This window comes from Kineococcus sp. G2 (assembly GCF_037154035.1).
Classification (GTDB): Bacteria; Actinomycetota; Actinomycetes; order Actinomycetales; family Kineococcaceae; genus Kineococcus.
In genome coordinates, this window is the sequence record NZ_JBBBEM010000043.1 from 1 (window position 1) to 2035 (window position 2035).

Sequence of the window (2035 nt, forward strand, 5' to 3'; positions counted from 1 at the left end):
CCACCGCGCCGCCGCGCCGCCGCCGCGCCGCCACCGCGCCGGTCCGGCGGCCGCTGCGGCTGACGAGGCGCGGGCGCCTGGGCGTGACCTGCACCGCGGCCGGCGCCCTGGCGGGGGTGGTGCTGGCCGTGGCGGCCGCGGTGGGGGAGCCCGCCGCCGCCGGCGGTCGCGGCGGTGCCGGGGCCCCCGCGACCTTCGTGGTGACCGTCCTGCCGGGGCAGACCCTCTCGCAGATCGCCGCCGACCTGGCCCCGGGGGAGGACTGGCGCGACGTGGCCGCCGAGATCGCCGAGGTCAACGGACTGCCCTCCCAGGCCCTGCGCGCGGGCCAGCGGCTGACCCTGCCCGCGCGGGGCTGAGCGCAGGGCTGACCGGAGGACCGGGCGGTGGGCCGGGGCGCCGCGCGCGCGGCGCCCCGGCACCGCGGCGGCCCGGGGTCCGTCCACAGCGGCCCCGCGCGGCTTGCCGACGCCGACACCGGCGACGTACCGTCGCCCCACGATCAGGATCCCGGCCCGCTGCCGGGCGCCGCGTGGGAGGGACCTGGGGTGCACTGCCCGTTCTGCCGGCACGCCGATTCGCGCGTGGTGGACTCTCGGACGACCGAGGACGGCAGCAGCATCCGCCGGCGCCGCCAGTGCCCGAACTGCTCCAAGCGCTTCACCACGCTGGAGACCGCGAGCCTGTCGGTGGTGAAGCGCTCGGGCGCCGCGGAGCCGTTCAGCCGCGCGAAGATCGCCAGCGGTGTCCGCAAGGCGTGTCAGGGGCGTCCGGTCAGCGAGGACGACATCGCCCTGCTGGCGCACCGGGTGGAGGAGGCCGTGCGCGCCCAGGGCGCCGCGGAGATCGACGCCCACCAGGTGGGGCTGGCGACCCTGCCGTTCCTGCGGGAGCTGGACGAGGTCGCCTACCTGCGCTTCGCCTCCGTGTACCAGGCGTTCGACTCGCTGGCCGACTTCGAGGCCGCCATCGAGCAGCTGCGCGCCGAGCGCCTCGCGCAGCTGGAGCGCACCACCGGCTGACCCGCGGGACCAGCGGCGGCACCGCCCGGCACCGGCCCCGCCCCGGCGGCGGGCGAGAATGGGCCCATGCTGGATCCCAGGTCGCTGTACTCGCTCGAGGGCACCCCGCCCGTGCTGGTGGAGCCGCACCTCGTCGTGGCCCTGTCCGGTTTCGTCGACGCCGGCGCCGCCGTGCGGCTGGCCGTGGAGCACCTGCGCGAGGTGTGCACCTCCGAGGTCGTCGCCGTCTTCGACGTCGACCAGCTGCACGACTACCGCGCCCGGCGGCCGACCATGACGTTCGCGGGCGACCGCTGGGAGGACTACGCGGCGCCGGTCCTGCAGCTGGAGCTGCTGCGCGACGCCGAGGGCTCGGCGCTGCTGCTGCTGAGCGGTCCGGAACCGGACGTGCAGTGGGAGCGGTTCACCCGCGCCACCTGGCAGCTGGCCGACGACCTCGGCGTCGGGCGCACCATCGTGCTCAGCGCCGCCCCCACCGCCGTCCCGCACACCCGGCCCAGCGGCGTGACGGCCAGCGCCAGCCGGCCCGAGCTGCTGGAGGGCTACCGCACCTGGGACGTGCAGGCGCAGGTCCCCGGCCACGCCGCGGCCCTGCTGCACCTGCGCGGGGCGCAGGCCGGGCGGGACGTCCTGTCGGTGCTGGCCCACGTGCCGCACTACCTCGCGGGCAACGACTACCCCGACTCCGCGGCGGTGCTCGTGCGCACCCTGGCGGGGGAGACGGGCCTGCACCTGCCGGTCGAGACGCTGCTGGAGGCGGCCTCCGCCACCCGGGTGGAGGTCGACGCCCAGGTCGCCGACTCGCCGGAGGCGGCCGCGGTCGTGCAGGCGCTGGAGGAGCAGTACGACGCGCAGGGGGAGCAGGGCTCGGGCACCGGGGCGGCCAGCGCCTTCCTGCCCACCGCCGAGGAGCTCGGCGCGGAGTTCGAGCGCTTCCTGGCCGGGCGCGAGCAGGAGCCCGGCGAGGACTGAGCGGACCCGGCCGCGGCGCCGTGCGGCGGGGGGGGGGGGGG

Annotated in this window: 3 protein-coding genes; all 3 read left to right on the forward strand. The window is 77.9% G+C overall.

Annotated features, from left to right (window positions below):
- Positions 1 to 359 (forward strand): LysM peptidoglycan-binding domain-containing protein (locus V9U69_RS08255; RefSeq protein ID WP_337061093.1); only part of this gene is annotated, 359 nt, incomplete at its 5' end.
- Between the two features lie 189 nt (positions 360 to 548).
- The gene (gene nrdR / locus V9U69_RS08260; RefSeq protein ID WP_308220303.1) at positions 549 to 1022 is read left to right on the forward strand and encodes a transcriptional regulator NrdR; all 474 of its coding nucleotides are present in this window, start codon (positions 549 to 551) and stop codon (positions 1020 to 1022) included.
- Positions 1023 to 1088: 66 nt separating this feature from the next.
- On the forward strand, positions 1089 to 1994 hold the full coding sequence (locus V9U69_RS08265) for a proteasome assembly chaperone family protein (RefSeq protein ID WP_337061094.1): 906 nt from the start codon (positions 1089 to 1091) through the stop codon (positions 1992 to 1994).
- Positions 1995 to 2035: the final 41 nt, after the last annotated feature.